Source organism: Gordonia sp. NPDC003504 (assembly GCF_053587995.1).
In genome coordinates this window covers 1-20,280 of the sequence record NZ_JBSFPC010000001.1, presented here as the reverse complement: position 1 = coordinate 20,280, position 20,280 = coordinate 1, and the positions used below count along the sequence as shown (strand labels likewise).

General features: G+C 67.3%; 23 protein-coding genes. 15 read left to right on the top strand and 8 right to left on the bottom strand.

The window, feature by feature from the left end:
- Positions 1–173: 173 nt before the first annotated feature.
- The 4 genes from ACWDPV_RS00115 to ACWDPV_RS00100 all read right to left on the bottom strand — a co-directional run bounded on the left by ACWDPV_RS00115 (position 174) and on the right by ACWDPV_RS00100 (position 5,448).
- Positions 174–878, bottom strand: a complete 705-nt coding sequence (locus tag ACWDPV_RS00115) for a GntR family transcriptional regulator (RefSeq protein ID WP_449741274.1) — start codon at positions 876–878, stop codon at positions 174–176.
- Complete coding sequence (locus ACWDPV_RS00110) at positions 875–3,061, bottom strand: prolyl oligopeptidase family serine peptidase (protein ID WP_449741273.1); 2,187 nt, start codon at positions 3,059–3,061, stop codon at positions 875–877. Before ACWDPV_RS00110 ends, ACWDPV_RS00115 begins: the two co-directional genes overlap by 4 nt.
- Positions 3,058–4,860 carry an N-acetylglutaminylglutamine amidotransferase gene (locus ACWDPV_RS00105; RefSeq protein WP_449741272.1) on the bottom strand — a complete coding sequence of 601 codons (1,803 nt, stop codon included), beginning with the start codon at positions 4,858–4,860 and terminating at the stop codon, positions 3,058–3,060. The genes ACWDPV_RS00110 and ACWDPV_RS00105 overlap by 4 nt, the downstream gene beginning before the upstream one ends.
- Positions 4,861–4,962: 102 nt before the next feature.
- Complete coding sequence (locus ACWDPV_RS00100; protein WP_449741271.1) at positions 4,963–5,448, bottom strand: hotdog fold domain-containing protein; 486 nt, start codon at positions 5,446–5,448, stop codon at positions 4,963–4,965.
- Between the two features lie 226 nt (positions 5,449–5,674).
- Here ACWDPV_RS00100 and ACWDPV_RS00095 point away from each other — a divergent pair, with 226 nt between their 5' ends.
- Both ACWDPV_RS00095 and ACWDPV_RS00090 read left to right on the top strand, forming a co-directional pair.
- Positions 5,675–5,944: a hypothetical protein gene (locus ACWDPV_RS00095; protein WP_449741270.1), complete on the top strand. Its 270-nt coding sequence runs from the start codon at positions 5,675–5,677 to the stop codon at positions 5,942–5,944.
- Positions 5,945–5,971: 27 nt separating this feature from the next.
- Positions 5,972–7,501 (top strand): anion permease, encoded by a 1,530-nt coding sequence (locus ACWDPV_RS00090; protein WP_449741269.1) that lies wholly within the window; start codon positions 5,972–5,974, stop codon positions 7,499–7,501.
- 37 nt (positions 7,502–7,538) lie between these two features.
- On the opposite strand, the gene ACWDPV_RS00085 is transcribed toward ACWDPV_RS00090, so the two are convergent.
- The 3 genes from ACWDPV_RS00085 to ACWDPV_RS00075 are packed head-to-tail and all read right to left on the bottom strand — an operon-like array spanning position 7,539 to position 11,056.
- On the bottom strand, positions 7,539–8,288 hold the full coding sequence (locus tag ACWDPV_RS00085; RefSeq protein WP_449741268.1) for a succinate dehydrogenase/fumarate reductase iron-sulfur subunit: 750 nt from the start codon (positions 8,286–8,288) through the stop codon (positions 7,539–7,541).
- 10 nt (positions 8,289–8,298) lie between these two features.
- Positions 8,299–10,269, bottom strand: a complete 1,971-nt coding sequence (locus tag ACWDPV_RS00080) for a fumarate reductase/succinate dehydrogenase flavoprotein subunit (protein WP_449741267.1) — start codon at positions 10,267–10,269, stop codon at positions 8,299–8,301.
- Position 10,270: 1 nt separating this feature from the next.
- Positions 10,271–11,056 (bottom strand): succinate dehydrogenase cytochrome b subunit, encoded by a 786-nt coding sequence (locus ACWDPV_RS00075; RefSeq protein ID WP_348805562.1) that lies wholly within the window; start codon positions 11,054–11,056, stop codon positions 10,271–10,273.
- Between the two features lie 536 nt (positions 11,057–11,592).
- Between ACWDPV_RS00075 and rpsJ the strand changes: the two genes are divergently transcribed.
- From rpsJ to ACWDPV_RS00010, 13 genes are all read left to right on the top strand, one after another.
- The gene (rpsJ, locus tag ACWDPV_RS00070; RefSeq protein ID WP_003938093.1) at positions 11,593–11,898 is read left to right on the top strand and encodes a 30S ribosomal protein S10; all 306 of its coding nucleotides are present in this window, start codon (positions 11,593–11,595) and stop codon (positions 11,896–11,898) included.
- A gap of 19 nt (positions 11,899–11,917) precedes the next feature.
- Positions 11,918–12,574 carry a 50S ribosomal protein L3 gene (rplC, locus tag ACWDPV_RS00065; RefSeq protein ID WP_348805561.1) on the top strand — a complete coding sequence of 219 codons (657 nt, stop codon included), beginning with the start codon at positions 11,918–11,920 and terminating at the stop codon, positions 12,572–12,574.
- Positions 12,571–13,233 (top strand): 50S ribosomal protein L4, encoded by a 663-nt coding sequence (rplD, locus tag ACWDPV_RS00060; RefSeq protein ID WP_348805560.1) that lies wholly within the window; start codon positions 12,571–12,573, stop codon positions 13,231–13,233. Before rplC ends, rplD begins: the two co-directional genes overlap by 4 nt.
- Positions 13,234–13,235: 2 nt before the next feature.
- Complete coding sequence (gene rplW, locus ACWDPV_RS00055) at positions 13,236–13,541, top strand: 50S ribosomal protein L23 (RefSeq protein ID WP_348805559.1); 306 nt, start codon at positions 13,236–13,238, stop codon at positions 13,539–13,541.
- A gap of 30 nt (positions 13,542–13,571) precedes the next feature.
- Entirely contained in the window at positions 13,572–14,408 is an 837-nt protein-coding gene (gene rplB, locus ACWDPV_RS00050; protein ID WP_348805558.1) for a 50S ribosomal protein L2, read from the top strand.
- A gap of 21 nt (positions 14,409–14,429) precedes the next feature.
- A complete protein-coding gene (gene rpsS, locus ACWDPV_RS00045; protein WP_348805557.1) occupies positions 14,430–14,711 on the top strand; it encodes a 30S ribosomal protein S19 in 282 nt (93 codons plus the stop codon).
- The gene (rplV, locus tag ACWDPV_RS00040; RefSeq protein WP_348805556.1) at positions 14,711–15,121 is read left to right on the top strand and encodes a 50S ribosomal protein L22; all 411 of its coding nucleotides are present in this window, start codon (positions 14,711–14,713) and stop codon (positions 15,119–15,121) included. Before rpsS ends, rplV begins: the two co-directional genes overlap by 1 nt.
- A gap of 2 nt (positions 15,122–15,123) precedes the next feature.
- Positions 15,124–15,930 (top strand): 30S ribosomal protein S3, encoded by an 807-nt coding sequence (gene rpsC / locus ACWDPV_RS00035; RefSeq protein ID WP_348805555.1) that lies wholly within the window; start codon positions 15,124–15,126, stop codon positions 15,928–15,930.
- Between the two features lie 3 nt (positions 15,931–15,933).
- Positions 15,934–16,350: a 50S ribosomal protein L16 gene (rplP, locus tag ACWDPV_RS00030; RefSeq protein ID WP_348805554.1), complete on the top strand. Its 417-nt coding sequence runs from the start codon at positions 15,934–15,936 to the stop codon at positions 16,348–16,350.
- Positions 16,350–16,583: a 50S ribosomal protein L29 gene (gene rpmC / locus ACWDPV_RS00025; RefSeq protein ID WP_094600886.1), complete on the top strand. Its 234-nt coding sequence runs from the start codon at positions 16,350–16,352 to the stop codon at positions 16,581–16,583. The genes rplP and rpmC overlap by 1 nt, the downstream gene beginning before the upstream one ends.
- Positions 16,580–16,870: a 30S ribosomal protein S17 gene (gene rpsQ, locus ACWDPV_RS00020; protein ID WP_348805553.1), complete on the top strand. Its 291-nt coding sequence runs from the start codon at positions 16,580–16,582 to the stop codon at positions 16,868–16,870. Before rpmC ends, rpsQ begins: the two co-directional genes overlap by 4 nt.
- Positions 16,871–17,111: 241 nt before the next feature.
- Complete coding sequence (locus ACWDPV_RS00015; protein ID WP_348805552.1) at positions 17,112–17,291, top strand: hypothetical protein; 180 nt, start codon at positions 17,112–17,114, stop codon at positions 17,289–17,291.
- Positions 17,292–17,557: 266 nt separating this feature from the next.
- Positions 17,558–18,697, top strand: coding sequence for an ABC transporter permease (locus ACWDPV_RS00010; protein ID WP_348809158.1), 1,140 nt, complete (start codon positions 17,558–17,560; stop codon positions 18,695–18,697).
- A gap of 16 nt (positions 18,698–18,713) precedes the next feature.
- On the opposite strand, the gene ACWDPV_RS00005 is transcribed toward ACWDPV_RS00010, so the two are convergent.
- Entirely contained in the window at positions 18,714–20,120 is a 1,407-nt protein-coding gene (locus ACWDPV_RS00005) for a protein kinase domain-containing protein (protein WP_348805550.1), read from the bottom strand.
- Positions 20,121–20,280 lie beyond the last annotated feature (160 nt).

Below are 20,280 nucleotides of genomic sequence, written 5' to 3'. Positions count from 1 at the left end.
CTCTCCTCGAGGTTGACAGCGCTGTCGGCAGTGGAGCCGGTATCCGAAGTGATTGTTGCGTAGTCGAATCCAAGGTCGGCAGAGCGCTGTCAGTGAAGAACCGGGCGCTGTCAGTGAGCAGGAGAGCGCTGTCGGTGAGGAGTCGGGCGCCGTCAACGGTGCGGTGAGCGCTGTCAGTCGGGGCCGATCTCACGGCGGTCGGCCGTCTCCAGAATGGCCGCCTCGAGCCGGGAATGGTGAACGCGGGCGACCTGGAGAACCGCGGCGGTGTCACGGTCGGCGAATGCCACGAGCATCGCCTCGTGATCGGCGTTGAGCAGCGTCTGCGTCGACGCGCTGACGCTGCGCATGACCTGGAACGGTTCGGTGAGATTCCAGGTCGATTCGAACATCGACAGGAGTCGCGGCATCCCGCACGGGTCGGTGAGGTGCGCGTGAAATCGCCGTGAGACGTCGTGAAAGGACTTCCCGTCGCCCCACTTGGTGGCGGTCAGCAGCTGCTCGTGGCACTCGCGGGCCGCGGCGACGTCGGCATCGGTCACCCGCTCCACCGACTGCGCCAGTGCGGCCTGCTCGAGGACGCCACGGACGAAGTAGATCTCCTTGAGTTCCTCGGTGGACAACTGGCTCACCCGGTAGCCGGCATTGCGCTGATGCACCACGAGGCCTTCGCCGACAAGGGTTTTCAGTGCCTCGCGCACCGGGATGGGGCTCACCCGGTAGGCGTCGGCGACCTCGCCGGGCGGGATCGCGGTACCGGGTGGTGCGCCGCCGGACAGGATGAGGCTGCGCAGTTCCTCCTCGATGGTCGAATGGTCACTGCGGGAACGGACCTCGACGAGCCGGGAGACGAGCGGGTTGGGTCGTCGGCGGTTCATGAGATGCCTCGCCCGAATCCGGAACCCGCGCCGTCCCAGCCGAATCCGGCCGCGCGTGCGTTCTGGGCCGACGCGGCGTGGGCTTCCCGGGCCGACGGATGCCGCCGCACCCAATCGGCGATCGCGTCGGTCATCCGCTGTTGATTGTCGCGGATGACGATCTCGTGGCCCTCGTCACCGAACATCAGCAGCTCGGCGGTCAGTCCACGGGCACGCAGTTCGTGCACGATCTGTTGGGATTCGCTGACCGGCACGTTGGTGTCGTGGGCGCCGTGGATCACCAGGAGGGGAGCGCGTACCTCGTCGATGCGGTGGATTGGCGACAGGTCCCGCAACAGCTCCCGATCCGATTCGGGGTGACCGTATTTGGTGTAGGCGGCCACCGCGATCCACGGTTCGGTGTTGCGGAAGAACGACTCCAGATCACTCATCCCGCAGATGGCGATCCCGGCTGCGAAGAGCTCCGGATGGAACGTCACACACGCCATGGTCAGATAGCCGCCGTAGGATCGGCCCGACACGTAAAGCGCATCGGGATCGGCAATATTGTTGTCGGACAGGTACAGTGCGCAGTCGGCGGCGTCGTCGATGCCGGCGTACCGGCCGTAGCGATCGTCGGCATGCGAGAACAGCCGCCCATACCCCGACGAGCCGCGGACATTCGGCGCGAACACGCCGATCCCGGCATCGACGAGGGGACCGAACAGGAAGTGGTAGTCGGGTCGGGTCTGGGCCTCGGGACCACCGTGGAAGTACAGCAGGTACGGGGTCGGCCCGGCATCGGGATCGGCGCTGGCGTCGACGCGTGGCCGAAAGAGCCAGCCGGACAATTCCATTCCGTCGCGGGCAGAAAAGGTGTGCAGTTCCGGGCGCAGTGCGTGTGACGGGCCGGTGCCGACGACGACGTCGTCGCGGACGGCGGTCACCTCCCGGGACGTGGTGTTGATGAGGTGCACCAGCGGCGAGTGTTGCGGGCTCGACACCGTCAGGGCGATCAGGGTGCCCGCCGCCGAGATGGACAGCTGCGAGCCCACCTCACCGGGTAGCGGGATCGGATCGTGCAGCGTCTGATCCGGCAGGGTCATGATCTGTAATTCGCTGCGGCCGTCCACATTCCACAGCATGGCGATGGTCGACTGATCGTGGCTGACCGCGAACCCGTCGAGGCCGACGTCGACGCGCTGCGCCAACACGCGTACCCGCGTGCCGTGGCGGCCGACCTCCACCCCGAGCAGTCGCGGGAACTTGGCGTCGAAGTCGCTGCGCACCACCGCCTGCACCGAGTCCAGGTCGCGTTCGACGTCCTGCGGCGGTCGGACGAACACCAGCGACGGATGGTTGAAACCCTGATCGAGGATGTACCCGTCATCGGTCACCGAGCCCGGGTCGTTGGGCAGCAGGGTGGTCATCTCGACCTCGGGATCGTCACCGTAACCGAGTTGCACCCGTGCCGCGGACCGCAGGCGGGGCGATGCGGTCGGCGAAAAGCCTTCTCCCGAGCCCGGATTCATTCCCGAGGGGTGCTGTGCTTCGGCTCTGTCGCGTCGTCGCAGCAGCAGCATGTCGTGATATCCGCGTGGTCCGACGCGCAGCAGTGTCGCGCCCTTCCACGAGTCGATGAGCGCGCCACCGACACGGACGTCGAGGGTCTGCGTGGTGCCGGTGCTCGGGTGGATCCGCAGGGAGTGGGCGGTGCCGCCGGTATCGGTGGCGGTGATCAGCACCCAGTCGGTATCCCAGCCGACGAGGGTCACGGTGCCGAAGGACCGTCCGCCCGGTGCGTACGGGTCGCCGTCGGAACGGGTCGCCGCGACCCGATGCGCGGTGTCGTCGTCGGGGTTGGTGGTCACCACCCAGACCTGATGATGCTCACCGCCGCCCGGCGCCAATTCGACGGCGAGCCACTGGCCGTCGCTGGAGTGCACGAGTTTGCGGACCGGCCCGGTGGCCGGCACCCGCACCCAGCGCAGTTCGCCGACTCCTTCCGGGGTCAGAATGCGTTGCGCGGCACGGGGATAGCCGGTGCCGTCGTCGACGATGTAGGCGAACGCCGATCCATCCGGTGACACCGACGGCGCATAGGTGTGCCAGCCGGTCTCGTCGAAGCGCACCGAATGTGCGGGATCGGTGGGGCCGGCCTCGATCCCGAAGGGCTCGGCCGGATCCGGAACGGACGCCGTCACGGTGCGGTGATGTCTTCCATCGACTGCAGCCACATCTCCAGCATGGCGACCTGCCACAGTTCGTTGCCGTCGAGGGTGGTGCGAATCCCGTTGGGATCGGCGAAGAGTCGATCCAGGGCGGCCGGACGGTACAGTCCGCGGTCGACCGCGGAGCGGGTCTTGAGGGCGTCGGCCACCAGATCGAAGACCGGACCCTCCAGATGCCGGATGCCGGGCACCGGGAAGTACCCCTTGGTGCGGTCGATGACCGCCGACGGCAGCAGCGCGCGGCTGGCCTCCTTGAGCACCCCCTTGCCGCCGTGGGCGAGTTTCAGGTCCGGCGGACAGGTGGCCGCCAACTCGACGAACTCGTGATCGAGGAACGGCACCCGCGCCTCCAGGCCCCACGCCATCGTCATGGTGTCCACCCGCTTGACCGGGTCGTCGACCAGCATGATCGTGGTGTCCAGCCGCAACGCGGCGTCCACGGCGGTGTTGGCGCCGGGTGCGGACTGATGGGCGTAGGCGAACTCCCAACTCGGGTCGTAGTCGGAGTCGCCGACGAGGTAGTCGTCGGCCAGGATCGCGGTGATGTCCTCATGCGACCGGTCGAAGAAGTACTCCCGGTAGGCCTTGGTGGTCTCCGGGCGCGCGATACCCGCCAGCGGCGGGTACCAGGAGTACCCGCCGAGGATCTCGTCGGCGCCCTGCCCGGACTGCACCACCTTGATCGATTTGCTGACCTCCTGGGAGAGCAGATAGAAGGCCACGCAGTCGTGGCTGACCATGGGTTCGTTCATCGCGGCGATCGTGTCGGGCACCGCGGGCAGCAGCCGGTCGGTACCGATGTGGATCTTGTGATGATTGGTCGCGAAGGTGTCGGCGATGAGATCGGAGTACGCATACTCGTCACCGGATTCACCTGCGGCGGAATCGAATCCGATGCTGAACGTGGCAAGGTCGTGTTGCCCCTGCTCGGCCAGCAGCGCCACCACCAGCGAGGAGTCGACGCCGCCGGACAACAGCACCCCGACCGGCACGTCGGCAACCATCCGGCGCCGTACCGAGGTCCGCAACGAGTCCAGGATCTCGTGCTGCCATCGCTTCTCGTCCCAGTCGAGACGATCGGGGTGCGGTTCGAACATCGGCTCCCAGTAGCGGCGTTCGGTGCTGCGACCGTCGCGGGTGATGATGCGCACGGTGGCCGGCGGCAGCTTCCGGATGCCGTTGTACATGGTGTGCGGCGCCGGGACGACCGCATGGAAGCTGAAGTAGTGGTGCAGCGCGATCCGGTCGATGGAGGTGTCGACGTCACCGGCACGCAGCAGGGCCTGCAGCGACGACGCGAACCGCAACCGGCCCGGCTTCTCGGCCAGGTAGAGCGGTTTGATGCCGAGGCGGTCGCGGGCGAGCGTGGTGGTCCCGGTGTCGGTGTCGGTGATCGCGAAGGCGAACATGCCGATCAGGCGGTCGACGCACTCCGACCCCCACGCATGGAACGACTTGAGGATGACCTCGGAGTCGGCGTGGGAGAAGAAGCGATACCCCATGCCCTCGAGTTCGGTCCGCAACTCCTGATAGTTGTAGATGCAGCCGTTGAACACCATCGCCAGGCCGAGTTCCGGATCGACCATCGGCTGGCTGCCCCGCTCGGACAGATCGATGATCTTCAGACGCCGATGTCCCAGCGCGACATTGCCTTTGAGGTACACGCCGGCGGCGTCGGGGCCACGTCGGGTCATCGCGCCGGTCATGGCCTCCACGGCGGCGACGTCGGGGACTGACCCGTCGAAGCGGATCTCACCGCAGACTCCACACATGTGATCAGGCCTTCCGTCGGTGCTGCGAGGTCATCGTCCCAGCCTATGTACTCGGGCGCGGTGCGTCAGTGCAAGACGTCGAGGTGGGCGGGTCGGCGCTGGTCAGCGCGGTGTCACCCACGTGGTGATGTCGGCGTGGACGACCTCGGTGCCGTGCGTGTCGAGGACGCGGACCGACACCACCACCTCGGTGCCCTCGGTGATCGACTCGACGTCGAGCGGGGCGGACAGGGTCGCCTCCGCCGTCAACCGGGTGGTGGCCTTCGCCAGATACTGCGTCGACATCGCCTTGGGCAGCCACCGGTGGCTGGTCGGCAGGGTCGCCTCCATCAACATGCCCATCGCGGTCTCGGCGAGGTTGCAGGCGGCGATCGCGTGGAAGGTGCCGATGTGATTGTGCACGCCGAACCATTTGGGGGCGATGACGCGACAGAACCCCGGACGCATGTCGTCGACGAGGGGCAGCACGGTGCCGAAGTAGGGGACGCGGGCGACCATTCCGACCGAGAACAGGACGTGCCCGAGGAGATTGTCGGGGAGGCGGCGACGCAGTGCGTACGTGGCGCTGACGGGGGCGGAGTCGACCATGGCGACAACCTTACCGGCCGGTCAGTTGGCCGATGCTCCCGGCGGCGCGGCTGCGCGTTGGCTGCCAGACACCCATCCGCAATGACGGCAAAGCGGGCAAACGGTACGCCTGTGCACAGGGTGTTCGCAGCGGTCATCCATGTAATCCCCACGAAATCGCTTGTAGCGTAAGCACTTAGAAGCGGCGCATCCGTCGACGCCGCTCATTCGAAAGGATCTGAGAACGATGTCGACTCTCACTCTCAAGCGCACGGCCGCCGGGGTCCTCGCCGCCGGAGCCATCGTGACCGGCGTCGGTGCGGGCGCCGGCCTGGCCGACGCCGCGCCGACGCAGCAGCAGGGGACCCACCAGAGCCAGCCGCAGCAGCAGCAGCCGCAGCGTCAGCAGCAGGCACAACCGCAGCAGCCCCGCCGCCAGCAGGCCCCGCAGCCGGCGCCGCGGCAGTCGACCCCGCACGGTTTCTGGTTCTTCGGATTCTGGATTCCGTTGCCCTGATCGGCTCGAGCGGGCGACCATGGATTCATGTCGCCCGTAGAGCCGCCCCCGGCCCCGGAGGGCTCCCCGGCCCCGAACTCCCCGGCCCCGAGCTCCCCGGCGCAGAACTCCCCGAGGCCGGGTTCACCGGAATCACCGGGACGCCGTCGCATTCCGTCGATCTGGTACACGGCATCGATCCCGGTGATCGTCGGTCTGATCATCTTCTTCATCCCCGCCCCCGACGGCGTCGACGCCAACGGCATGCGGATGCTGGGCATCTTCGTCGCCACCATCCTCGGCCTGATCCTGCAGCCGTTGCCCACCGGTTCGGTGGCGTTGGTGGGATTGGCCGTCGCGATGATCACCAAGACGATGTCGGCCGCCGACGCCCTCGCCGGCTTCTCCAACACCACGATCTGGCTGATCGTGGCGTCGTTCTTCATCGCCGAGGGATTCATCGTCACCGGCCTCGGTAAGCGGATCGCGCTGCTCTTCGTCCGGGCGATCGGCAGATCGAGTCTCGGACTGGCCTACGGCATGGCGGTCACCGATCTCATCCTGGCGCCGGCGACACCGTCGAACACCGCACGAGCCGGCGGCGTGGTGTACCCGATCGTCCGGTCACTGGCCATCCTGGAGGATTCGACCACCGAATCCGATGCCTCGCGCCGCAAACTGGGCGCCTACCTGTTGCTGACCGCGCTGCAGGTCAACGTGATCACCTCGGCGATGTTCGTCACCGCCATGGCCGGCAACCCGCTCGCCGTCGACGCCGCCAAGGACAAGGGCATCGAGATCAGTTGGGGGCAGTGGGCACTGGCCGCGCTGGTCCCGGGTCTGGTGAGCCTGATCGTGGTGCCGTGGGTGATGAGCAAGATCTACGCACCGACGCGGACGAAGACCCCGGAGGCCCCGGAGCTGGCGCGGCAGCAGCTGCGTGAGCAGGGCACGATGACGGTGCACGAGTGGATCATGGGCGCCACCTTCGTGCTCCTGCTCGTGCTGTGGTGCCTCAGCGATCAGCTCAACGTGGACGCGACGACGACCGCCTTCGTCGGCATCGCGATCCTGCTCGTCACCGGGGTGCTCACCTGGAAGAATCTGGTGACCGACACCGGGGCATGGCAGACGCTGATCTTCTTCGGTGTGCTCGTCGCCATGGCCGACGAACTACGCAAGCTCAAGGTGATCGACTGGGTCGGCGACAAGGTGGCCGACAGCGTCGGCGGGCTGCCCTGGTTGGCGGCCTTCGCGGTGCTCACCCTCGTCTACTTCTACGTCCACTACCTGTTCGCCTCCAACACCGCGCAGATCGTGGCCATGTATGCGGTGTTCCTCGGCGCGGCCATCACCGCCGGCGCCCCACCGTTGTTCGCGGCGTTGGTGTTCGGCTTCATCGGCAACCTGTTCGGCGGTCTCGCGCACTACTCGTCGGGGCCGGCGGGTGTGATGTACGGATCGGGCTACATCAAGACCACCGAATGGTTCCGTGTCGGATTCCTGATGTCCGTCGTGATCATCGTCGTCTGGACCGCGGTCGGTGCGCCGTGGATGAAACTCATCGGCGTGTGGTGAGGGGCTCGGCGAGCACCGAGGTGGTCAGCCGTAGGGGTCAATCGGCCTTGTGCCGGAACAAGAATCGCAGCGCCTCACGGTTGACACCGGCCACCGCGTCGAGCGGGATGCCGGCCGGGCACACCGTCGCGCATTCGCCGTAGGTGGAGCACGGCCCGAAGTCGGCCTCCATCTGGCCGGTGATGGCGCGGGCCCGCTTGCCGCGTTCGCGCTTGCCGTAGGTGAGGGCGGCCAGGTGCAGGAGTTTGGCACCGGTGAACAGGTGCGCCGCGCCGTTCGGGCAGGCCGCCACGCACGCGCCGCATCCGATGCACGCCGCATAATCCAGCGCCATCTCGCTGGTGTCGTGGTCGACGAGGTGGTCATCGGCGTCGGTGGCCTGCCCGGCGTTGACCGCGACGTGGCCGCCGGCCTCGATCACCCGGTCCAACGCCGAGCGGTCCACCACCAGATCGCGGATGACCGGAAAAGACTTGGCGCGCAACGGCTCCAACTTGAGGTGGGTGATATCACCGAAATGCCGCAAGTGCTGACGGCACGACGGCGTGTTCGGGGTCGGCCCGTGCGGCCGGTCGTTGACCATCATCCCGCACGACCCGCAGACGCCCTCCCGGCAGTCGGAGTCGAAGGCGATGGGTTCCCGGCCGTCGGCGACGAGGTGATCGTTGAGCCGGTCGAGGACATCGAGCAGTGACATCTCCGGGGTGGCGTCGTCGAGGGTGTAGGTCTCGAAGGTGCCGGGGGCATCCGCGTCGGGCTGGCGCCAGGCCTCGATGGTGATCTTCATCTGCGAGCCCTCACTTGTAATTGCGGGTCTGGAGCGGAACCGCGCTGAACGACAACGGTTCGGCATGACGGATGTGTGCCCCCTCCGGGGTGGTCTCCCACGCGGAGGCGAAGCAGAAGTTCTCGTCGTCGCGCATCGCCTCACCGCCGGGCGTCTGGTGATCGACACGGAAGTGAGCGCCGGCGGATTCGGCGCGGTCGAGGGCGTCGACGCACATCACCTCGGCGAGTTCGAGGAAGTCGGCGACCCGCCCGGCGCGTTCGAGCTCCTGATTGAACGCCCGCCCCGAACCGACCACCCGCACGTCGGACCAGAACTCCTCGCGCAGGGCGCGGATGTCACCGATCGCGGTGACCAGGCCGTCGACACTGCGGGCGACGCCGCAGCCGCGGTACAGGATCTCGCCGAGTCGGCGGTGAAAGCGGTCCGGGCCGGTGGTCCCGTCGACGGCAATCAGTCGGGAGATGCGGTCGCGCACCGCCTCGGCGGTCTCGAGCACCGCGTCATGGCCGAGATCGAGAGGCTCCTCGCCCAGCAGCGGCGCGAGGTAGTTCGGGACCGAGTACGGCAGGGTGAACCACCCGTCGACGCAGGCCGACAGCAACGAGTTGGCACCGAGCCGGTTGGCCCCGTGGTAACCCCAGCCGACCTCGCCGCCGACGAACAGTCCGGGGATCGACGTCATCTGATCGAAGTCCGACCACAGCCCGCCCATGGTGAAGTGTGCCGCCGGTGCGATCCGCATCGGCACCTCGTAGGGGTCCTCGCCGGTGGCGTCGCGATACATCGTGAACAGGTTGCCGTAGCGTTCGGCGATCGTCGGTTTGCCCAGTCGTGCCAGGGCGTCGGCGAAGTCGAGGTAGACGCTGTTGTGCAGGGGGCCGACGCCGTGGCCGGATTCGATCCGCTCGCGCGCGGCGCGCGAGGCCACATCACGCGGGGTGAGGTTGCCGTAGGTCGGGTACTTGCGTTCGAGGTAGTAGTCGCGTTCGGCGTCGGGGATGTCGCCCGGCGGGCGGTCGTCACCGGGCTTCTTCGGCACCCAGATCCGGCCGTCGTTGCGCAGCGACTCACTCATCAGGGTGGTCTTGGTCTGCCAGGGGGCGCTGACCGGCAGGGCCGTGGGATGGAACTGGATGAACGACGGTGAGGCCAGCAGCGCGCCGCGGCGGTGCGCGCGCCACGACGCCGTCGCATTGCAGTTGCGGGCGAGGGTCGACTGGAAATAGACGGTGCCGTAGCCGCCGGTGGCCAAGACCACCGCGTGGGCGGTTTCCGCGCCGATCTCGCCGGTCACCAGGTCGCGGGTGATGATGCCCTGGGCACGGCCGTCGACGACAATCAGGTCGAGCATCTCCTGGCGGGTGTGCAGGGTGACCGATCCGGCGCCCACCTGCCGCAGCAGTGCCTGTGATGCGGCCACCTGCAACTGCTGCCCGGTCTGGCCGCGGGTGTAGTAGGTGCGAGAGACCTGCACGCCACCGAAGCTGCGAGTGGCCAGCGCGCCCCCGTATTCGCGGGCGAAGGGCGCACCGATGGCGTTGAGGTGATCGATGACGCGCACCGATTCCTCGGCGAGCCGGAAGGCGTCGGCCTCGCGGCCGCGGAAGTCGCCGCCCTTGACGGTGTCGACGACGAAGCGGTGGATCGAATCGTTGTCGACCTTGCGGGCGCGGGCGGCGTTGATGCCGCCCTGCGCGGCGACGCTGTGGGCGCGGCGCGGGGCGTCGTGGAAGGTGAACGACGAGACGTGGTAGCCGAGTTCGCCCAATGCTGCGGCGCAGCCGGAACCGGCCAGTCCGGTGCCGACGACGATCACCCGGAACTTGCGCCGGTTCAGCGGACCGACGACGCGGTAGGCGTCTCTTCGGCGCTGCCAGGCGGTGGCCGGGTCGCCGTCGGGGGCGCCGGAACTCAGCTCGCCGCCGAGGGTGCGCAACGCGTCGAGGTCAAGAGCGGGTGCGGGTGCGGCATGGGTCATGTCAGTTCACCACTCCGGTCAGGACGGCCAGCGGGATCGTGATGTTGCCGAGCATGACGGCCGCGGCGATCAGCGCGCCCACCACCGCCCACACCTGGCGTAACCGCTTTCCGGTGCCACCGAGGTCGTTGATCACGCTCCACAGTCCGTGCAGCAGATGCAGTCCCAGGAGCACCATCACCAGGATGTAGAACAGCGCCATCGGCCAGCGGTGGAAACTGTCGATGACGTTGTTGTAGGCGTAGGAGCGGTCACGGGTGGCGGCCTCGTATCCGTCGGAGGCGACCGGTGTGGTGCCCGTCGTCAGATCCAGGATGTGGATGACGATGAAGACCAGCAGCACGATCCCGGTGTACGGCATGATCGTCGCCGGAATCCGCTTCCAGCTCATACCCTTTCGCCGGAATCGGCCCTTGGCCTTGTGGGAGCGTCCGATCAGCATGAACGACGCACCCACGTGTGCGATCAGGCACACCAGCAGCACTGCACGGAAGATCCACAGCGCGCCCTCGTAGGGGAGCAGCGGCTCGAGCAGGGTGCGCAACCAGTGCGCGTAGTCGTCGAAGTGCTGCGCGCCTGTATAGATCTTCAGGTTGCCGATCATGTGGACCAGCACGAACAACGCGAAGACCGTGCCGGTCAGGGCCATCGTCACCTTGAGCGTGACGTTCGACGGCCGCGGCCGAGGTGCGGTCGGCATCGGGGTGACCGCACGCGGGGTGGAGACCGCGGGCGCGTCGGCGCCGGAGGCTGGTGCGCCGGACTGCGGTGGGATGAGCGTGCTCATGTCAGGCCTTCCCAGTCGGCTCGGGGGCCGGCGAGCCGGATGACGGGTCCCTACCGAGCAACGGTAGGTGGATCGGTGCCGGGTTGCCGGGCGAATCGCCGCTTCGCTCGGCCTCGCCTGCACGCGCGCCCGCGTGAGACCGTCCGGCGGGGGGAGCCATCGCCCGAGCTCAGACCCGGATTTGAATCCCGACCCGCATGTGGTGCATACTTGTCGGGTTGCCTGACGGCGGACGCAGGGATTTCTTGCGGCCTTCTGCACCTCGGTGTGCCGGCGGGTGAATGACTCCCAGGCCCGGACAACGGGGACTGGGCGTGTAACGCGTGCTCCGAATTCGGTTCACGGCCACGACACGCCCGACCGCGGGTGCCGGAGCAACCAGGCTCGTCCCAGTGACGAGTCAACGTACAACGACAGATGAACAGCGTCGATCCCCGACTCTCACGCGAGGATCTCTGTGCCCATCGGCGATGTGTGTCGCCGCCTGAGCACGCGGTGTTTGTCTGTCGAGAACAACTGACGGAAGAGGACACAGCGTGGCGGGACAGAAGATCCGCATCAGGCTCAAGGCCTACGACCACGAGGCGATCGACGCTTCGGCGCGCAAGATCGTGGAGACCGTGACCCGTACGGGTGCACGTGTCGTCGGCCCGGTGCCGTTGCCCACCGAGAAGAACGTGTACTGCGTCATCCGTTCGCCGCACAAGTACAAGGACAGCCGCGAACACTTCGAGATGCGTACCCACAAGCGACTCATCGACATCCTCGACCCGACGCCGAAGACGGTCGACGCGCTGATGCGCATCGACCTGCCGGCCAGCGTCGACGTCAACATCCAGTAGGCGGGGGGCGAAGAGAATCATGAGCAATCAATCTGCGACCAAGGGCATTTTGGGCACCAAGCTCGGCATGACCCAGGTCTTCGACGAAAACAACCGTGTCGTTCCGGTCACCGTCATCGCGGCGGGCCCGAACGTCATCACCCAGCTGCGTACCGCGGACCGTGACGGCTACACCGCCGTCCAGCTCGCCTACGGCGCCATCGATCCCCGCAAGGTCAACAAGCCGGTCGCCGGTCAGTATGCGAAGGCCGGGGTCACCCCGCGCCGTCACCTGGCCGAGATCCGTGTTGCCGACGTCAGCGAACTCGAGATCGGTCAGGAACTGACCGCCGAGATCTTCGCCGATGGTGCGCTGGTGGATGTCACCGGCACCTCCAAGGGCAAGGGCTTCGCCGGCGCCATGAAGCGTCACGGCTTCTCCGGTCTGGGTGCCAGCCACGGCGCTCACCGCGTGCACCGCGCACCGGGCTCGATCGGTGGCTGTGCCACCCCGGGCCGCGTGTTCAAGGGCATGCGGATGGCCGGACGCATGGGTAACGACAAGGTGACCACGCAGAACCTCACCGTCCACAAGGTGGACGCCGAGGCCGGCCTGCTGCTGATCAAGGGAGCGATCCCGGGTCGCAAGGGCGGCGTCGTGGTGGTTCGCGATGCAGTGAAGGGTGGTTCCAAGTGAGCACCGCAACCAAGCTGACGCTCGACGTCAAGGCGGCCGACGGTTCGACCAACGGCACCGTCGACCTGCCCGCCGAGCTGTTCGACGCACCGGCCAACATCTCGTTGCTGCACCAGGTCGTGGTGGCCCAGCAGGCCGCCGCGCGTCAGGGCACGCACGCCACCAAGACCCGCGGCGACGTCCGCGGTGGTGGGGCCAAGCCGTACCGGCAGAAGGGCACCGGTCGCGCCCGTCAGGGTTCGACCCGCGCACCGCAGTTCGCCGGCGGTGGCACCGTGCACGGTCCGCAGCCGCGTGACTACAGCCAGCGCACCCCCAAGAAGATGAAGGCGGCCGCCCTGCGCGGCGCGCTGAGCGATCGTGCTCGCAACGAGCGCATCCACGTGATCACCGAACTGGTTGCCGGTCAGGTCCCTTCGACCAAGACCGCCCGCCAGTTCCTGGAGAGCCTGACCGACCGTCGCAAGTTCCTGGTCGTGCTGGGCCGCGAGGATCTGACCGCGTGGAAGAGCGTGGCGAACCTGGGCAACGTTCTGCCGATCGCCGCCGATCAGCTCAACACCTACGACGTCCTCGACGCCGACGATGTGGTGTTCAGCGTGGAGACGCTCAACGCGTTCATCGCCGCAAACACCAAGACCAACGCAGAGGAGGCGTGAGCATGGCTACCCAGGCCAACCCGCGCGACATCATCCTGGCGCCGGTGATCTCGGAGAAGTCCTACGGGCTCATGGAGGAGAACGTGTACACCTTCCTGGTGCACCCGGACTCCAACAAGACGCAGATCAAGATCGCCATCGAGGCGATCTTCGACGTGAGTGTCGACAGCGTCAACACCGCGAACCGGCAGGGCAAGCGTAAGCGGACCCGCTACGGCTTCGGCCAGCGCCGCTCGACCAAGCGTGCCTTCGTGACGCTGACGGCCGACAGCAAGCCCATCGAGATCTTCGGAGGCTCGGTCAGCTGACCGGGACTCTTGGAATAGAGGGACTTTCACATGGCTATTCGTAAGTACAAGCCGACGACCCCGGGTCGCCGCGGATCGAGTGGCTCGGATTTCGCCGAGATCACCCGCGACCACCCGGAGAAGTCGCTGGTGCGTCCGCTGCACGGCCGCGGTGGCCGTAACGCGCACGGTCGCATCACCACCCGTCACAAGGGCGGCGGTCACAAGCGCGCCTACCGTCTGATCGACTTCCGTCGCAACGACAAGGACGGCGTCAACGCCAAGGTCGCACACATCGAGTACGACCCCAACCGCACCGCGCGGATCGCGTTGCTGCACTACGTCGATGGCGAGAAGCGCTACATCATCGCGCCCAAGGGTCTGTCCCAGGGCGACGTGGTGGAGAGCGGTCCGACCGCCGACATCAAGCCCGGCAACAACCTGCCCCTGCGCAACATCCCGACCGGTACCCAGGTGCACGCCGTGGAGCTGCGTCCGGGTGGCGGCGCCAAGATGGCCCGCAGCGCCGGTGCGTCGATCCAGTTGCTCGGCAAGGAAGGCGCCTACGCCACCCTGCGTATGCCCTCCGGTGAGATCCGTCGCGTCGACGTGCGCTGCCGCGCCACCGTCGGCGAGGTGGGCAACGCCGAGCAGAGCAACATCAACTGGGGCAAGGCGGGCCGTATGCGCTGGAAGGGCAAGCGCCCGACCGTCCGCGGTGTCGTGATGAACCCGGTCGACCACCCGCACGGTGGCGGCGAGGGCAAGACCTCCGGTGGTCGCCACCCGGTCAGCCCGTGGGGTCAGCCGGAAGGCCGTACCCGTAAGAACAAGGCCAGCGACAAGCTCATCGTCCGTCGCCGGCGCACCGGTAAGAACAAGCGATAAGAAACAGGAGGAGGTAGAAGAATGCCACGCAGCCTCAAGAAGGGCCCGTTCGTCGACGACCACCTTCTGAAGAAGGTCGATGTTCAGAACGAGAAGGGCACCAAGCAGGTCATCAAGACCTGGTCGCGTCGTTCGACCATCATCCCGGACTTCATCGGTCACACCTTCGCCGTCCACGACGGTCGCAAGCACGTGCCGGTGTTCATCTCGGACAACATGGTCGGGCACAAGCTGGGTGAGTTCGCGCCCACCCGCACCTTCAAGGGTCACATCAAGGATGACCGGAAAGCGAAGCGCCGGTAATGACCACTCAGACCGATAACCCCACGGCACAGGCGACCGCGAAGTTCGTTCGCGTGACGCCGATGAAAGCGCGTCGCGTGATCGACCTGATCCGCGGCAAGAACGTCGACGAGGCACTCGACATCCTGCGGTTCGCCCCGCAGTCGGCTTCCGAGCCGGTGTACAAGGTCCTCGCCAGCGCCGTCGCCAACGCGGAGAACAACCAGGATCTGGATCGCCGGAGCCTGGTCGTCGCCACCGCGTTCGCCGACGAAGGCCCCACGATGAAGCGGTTCCAGCCGCGTGCGCAGGGTCGTGCGTTCCGTATCCGCAAGCGCACCAGCCACATCACCGTGGTCGTGGAGAGCTTGCCGGAGAAGGCCGGAGCGTCGCGCGGCCGTTCGCGTCAGCCGAAGAAGAAGGGAGCCTAGTAGTGGGCCAGAAAATCAACCCGCACGGCTTCCGTCTGGGCATCACCACCGACTGGAACAGCCGTTGGTATGCCGACAAGCAGTACGCGGACTACGTGAAAGAGGATGTCGCCATCCGCAAGCTCCTCTCGCAGGGGCTGGAGCGGGCCGGCATCGCCAAGGTGGAGATCGAGCGCACCCGTGACCGGGTCCGCGTCGACATCCACACCGCCCGCCCGGGCATCGTCATCGGTCGCCGCGGCGCCGAGGCCGATCGCATCCGCGGCGAGCTGGAGAAGCTGACCGGCAAGCAGGTGCAGCTGAACATCCTCGAGGTGAAGAACCCTGAGTCCGAGGCCCAGCTGGTGGCCCAGGGTGTCGCCGAGCAGCTGAGCAACCGTGTGGCGTTCCGCCGCGCGATGCGCAAGGCGATCCAGTCGGCGATGCGTCAGCCGAACGTCAAGGGCATCCGGGTGCAGTGCTCGGGTCGCCTGGGCGGCGCAGAGATGAGCCGTAGCGAGTTCTACCGCGAAGGTCGTGTGCCGCTGCACACCCTGCGCGCCGACATCGACTACGGCCTGCACGAGGCCAAGACCACCTTCGGCCGGATCGGCGTGAAGGTGTGGATCTACAAGGGCGACATCGTCGGTGGACGTCGCGAGCTGTCCGCAGCCGCACCGGCCGCCGAGGACCGTCGTCCGCGCCGCCCCAGTCGTCCCCGCCGCAGCGGTGCCTCGGGCACCACCGCCACGAGCACCGACGCAGGTCGCGCTGCCGAGGCACCTGCGGAGGCAACGGCCGGTGCCGGCGCCGAGAAGCAGGAGGGCTAGGCAATGTTGATCCCACGTCGGGTCAAGCACCGCAAGCAGCACCACCCGAGCCTGAAGGGTCAGGCCAAGGGCGGCACCAAGGTGACGTTCGGTGATTTCGGCATCCAGGCCATGGAGAGCGCCTACATCACCAACCGTCAGATCGAGTCCGCTCGTATCGCCATCAACCGGCACATCAAGCGTGGCGGCAAGGTCTGGATCAACATCTTCCCGGACCGTCCGCTCACCAAGAAGCCGGCCGAAACCCGCATGGGTTCGGGTAAGGGTTCGCCCGAATGGTGGGTCGCCCCGGTCAAGCCGGGTCGCGTGCTGTTCGAGATGACCTACCCGGACGAGCAGACCGCTCGCGAGGCATTGCGCCGCGCGCAGCACAAGCTGCCGATCAAGACCCGAATCGTGACCAGAGAGGAGAAGTTCTGATGGGACTCGGAGTTGCCGCAGCCGAGCTGCGTGACCTCAGTGACACCGATCTGGTCGACCGCTTGAAAGAGTCGAAGGAAGAGCTCTTCAACCTTCGGTTCCAGATGGCCACCGGTCAGCTCGACAACAACCGTCGCCTGCGTACCGTGCGTCGCGAGATCGCGCGCATCTACACGGTGATGCGTGAGCGGGAGCTGGGACTGGCGTCGGGACCGGAAGGCGATGACGCATGAGTGAGGACCAGAAGGTGACCGAAACCAACGAGACGACCCGGGCGCGCCGCAAGGAGCGCATCGGTTACGTCGTCAGCGACAAGATGCAGAAGACCATCGTGGTCGAGCTGGAAGATCGTACGCGGCATCCGCTGTACGGAAAGATCATCCGGACCACCAAGAAGGTCAAGGCCCACGACGAGAAGGGCGATGCCGGCATCGGCGACCGCGTGCGGATCATGGAGACCCGCCCGCTGTCGGCGACCAAGCACTGGCGTCTCGTCGAGGTGATGGAGAAGGCCAAGTAAGGCTTCTCCCAACGAGATTCATATCGAAGCGACCCGCTTCCGGCATTGTCCGGACGCGGGTCGCTTTGTTGCCGGCGACGAGGGTTCCGCGGAACGCTCCAATCGCCGCAGCGCTCACCGCAGACAGAGATCCATCCGCTGTCGGCGACCAAACGGTGCCTTGATCCGCGCATGACGGATGCGACCGTGCCCGTGCTGTGCCTGCCGGTACTGGTGTGGGCGGCTGTTGACGTGGCCCGATGTGACCGGGCCACTGCAGTTCGTGGTCGCGGGCTGCGCGCTGGGCAACCCGCACTGGCACATTCTGCCGATCAACGTAGATACGTCCGTGGTGCGGGCCGAGGGCATCACGCTGCGTGAGGCCGTGCAGGAACCGCTGCTCGGTGTCGGGAGCGGCATCGTGTGTTCGGTGCCACCCTGATCCCGATCGTCCCTCCCGTCATCGAGATCGGCGACATCGGCTGAGGGCGGCCTATGCGGCGCCGGCGCTCACCGTCCTCCGGATGCTCCCGGCGGCGCTCGCGCTGCTCGGCACTCGACTTTCGATGCGCGACGTGGCGCTCCTCCGCGCCGCATGACCGATCGCGCGCACGGGATTTGTGACGTCCCCGCATCAGATCGTGCCGAATCCGCCGAGGACGCAACCGCCTCGCCTGCGGTTCGTGATCAACGGGATTGACTTGTCCGGTGAGCGCTGACGCCGAGTTGAGTTCCCTGGCCGCCTCCGCGGATCGGTTGCGTGCGCTGGCCGCCGCATCCGAGTGGGGTGAGCGGTCGATCGCGCCGCTGGCCGAGGCGGCCGAGGAGATGATCACGGCCGCGAAGGCCGACGCCAACGGCGTCGGAGCGGCCGGCGCATCCGGGTACTGGGCCGGGCGGGCCCGTCGGCTCCTCGATGACGAGACGCCTCCGCCGGCCGCGTCGTCGGGTCCCACGGCCGCCGCGGACACCGTGATCGCCGTATCCGTCGCGCAGGCCGCACTGGCTCAGGCGGCACTCGTGGCGGCACACTCAACTCGGTCGGGCGACACCGACGAGGACGAGGGTCGTGAACTGATCGGCGGAATGCGTGACGCGTCGTCGCAGGTGCGGCGGCAGACGATCGGCGAACTCGGTCACGTGTTCGCCGACCGTCCGCACAAGATCTTGATCCGCCTCGCGATCACCCTGGGCGTGTCCATCGCGATCGTGGTGATCTATCGGGTCACCGGGCTCAGCGAGAAATACGACTCCTACAGCGCGTTGGCGTTGTTCCTGCTGTCGGCGGTCGTCGGCAGCAGCGTCTGCACCAATGCGCTGTGCGTCGACTCTCTCCGGGTGCGCGACGAGATCGAGGGCGGAGATCCGTTGTGGCGCATTCTGATCGGTAAGAATCTCGCCATGCTGGCGGTCACGCTGATCGCCGGTTCGATCGTCATCGGGGTGCTGTACCGGGTGGACGACGACGCCGGGGTGGGATCGATGTTCGATCAGCTGCTGACGATGACCTTCATCTGGCTGGGCGTCGGCAATGTGCTGTCGGTGGTGTATCCGCTGCGCGCCGAACCGCTGACGGCGCGGATCAAGGACGACACCTGGAAGGCCTACCTGCAGGGATTCGCGGTGTCCTATGTCGTGGGTCTCGCGGTGAACCTGATGATCTACTGGCGTCTGTGGGCCAAGGACGCGGCCTCGGACAACCTGGCCGGTGGGCAATGGGGCGCCTTGGCTGCCGTGCTGGCCAGTTCGGTCGGGGTGTGGGTGCTGCTGAGCGTGCTCGCCGTGGTGTGCGCGGAGTATCCGCCGATCCGTCGGGCGTTGTCGCGGGAGATGGCGGGACGGGGGTGATGACGCGGAGTTGGGCTCACACGGTGTCGGCGATGGCCGCGATCACGATGGCGATGTTCCAGAGCAGGCCGATGCCACCGAGTACCACGCCGGAGATCGCCACCCCACGAAACCGTGCCGACGGCGGAAGGTCCGGTCGGGCATTGGACATGCCGATGCTCTTGAGACCCAGGTAGATCGCGAGGCCGGCCGTCACGAATCCCGGGACGATCAGGCACACCGCGAAAAACGACACCAGACCACACACCAGCGCCCAGGTGGCGTAGTTCTTGATCTTGGGATCGGCCGGTGCGAATCCGGCGATGCCGGGCGCGGACGGATAGCCGGGAGGATAGGGGGCCGCCGCCGGGTGCGGAACGACATTCGGCGTCGCCGAGTAGGGCGCGGGTGTCACACCGGGCGACACCGGCGGCAGCGGGGAGTGTTCGGGCTGCTGTGGTGGCGCGTAGCCGGTGTGTGCGCCCGACGATGTGGACTGCGAACCGGGGTTCTTGGCGAGATTCGGGGCGGCTTGCGCGCCCGGAGCCGGGGCAGGCGGCGTGTATGCGGGCGGTGCCACGGTGGGCGGCGCCGCGTTCGCCGCCAGCGCGGCACGTAGATCGGCGGCGAAGTCCGAGCACGACGCGTAACGCCGGTCGGGCTGCTTGTCCATCGCACGTGCGAGTACCTGATCGACGCGGGACGGCAGGTCGGGGCGTCGGGCGGTGACCGGCGGAGGTGGCGTCGACAACTGCGACCGGATCAGGGCCGGTGCACTGCTGCTCTCGAAAGGTGTTGCACCACTGAGGAGTTGGTAGGTGGTGCAGGCGAGGGAGTACTGATCGGCGCGGCCGTCGAGGGTGTCGCCGGCGAGTTGTTCGGGAGACGAGTAGGCGAACGAGCCGACCGTGAGGTTGGTGGCGGTCAGCCGGGTGTTGTCGAAGATCGGGCGGGCGATGCCGAAGTCGGCGAGCAGGACGCGGCGTCGTCGCGACGGCCCCGACGGATCGCTGAGCAGGATGTTGGCGGGTTTGACGTCGCGGTGCAGCAGATTGCGTGCGTGGGCGTGGTCGAGGGCGTCGGCCACCGCCTCGGTGATCTGCTCGACATCGGCGACGGCCAGGCCCCGCGGATGGGGGGCGAGCAGTTCGGCGGCATCGGTGCCCTCGATGTAGCGCATGGTGATCCACAGCTGGCCGTCGAACTCGCCGCGATCGTAGACGTCGACGATGTTGGGGTGATCGAGCGAGGCCGCGAGATCGGCCTCGCGGGTGAAGCGGCGGCGGAACGACTCGTCGGCCGAGAGGTCCGCCGGGAGAACCTTCAGCGCGTCGCTGCGCGGTAGTCGCGGATGCTGCACGAGGTACACCTCACCCATGCCGCCCGCACCCAGCTTCCGGACGACCCGGTACCCGGCGAATTCCTGTCCCACGACCAAAGCCACGGCGCCAGTCTAGCGAGGTCGACCGACAGTCCGGACGAACCCGACATCCGTGCAGGCCGGCCCGAAACGCGACTCGGCCCGGGCCGCGCGGGGGGGGGGCGGGGGGGGGTGTGGTGGGGGGGGGCCGCGCGGGGGGGGGGGGGGGGGCGCCCGCACCAAC